Here is a 229-nt window from a genome sequence, read left to right as displayed (position 1 = left end):
ATCCAGCACCGTGCACTCGGTACGCTGGCCGGATTGCTGATTGCCTCAGGCTTGCTCAAACTGGAACTGCCGGAAGGCACCACGCTGCTGTGCATGCTGCTGATCACCCTGTTGTCCTATACCGTTCTGCGCAAAAACTACGGACTGGCGATGGTCGGCATGACGGTGACTGCAGTGTATACCCTGCAATTGCTGGCGATGAACGGCGTGCATTTTCTGGTACCACGAC

1 protein-coding gene is annotated in these 229 nt (G+C 56.8%); it reads left to right on the top strand.

The genetic code is table 11. The features are described from left to right. On the top strand, positions 1-229 hold a 229-nt coding region (locus ACPYOM_RS24300), incomplete at both ends, for an FUSC family protein (RefSeq protein WP_481347947.1).

This window comes from Monashia sp. HAY1-2A (assembly GCF_056755315.1).
This window is presented reverse-complemented; position numbering and strand designations above follow the sequence as displayed.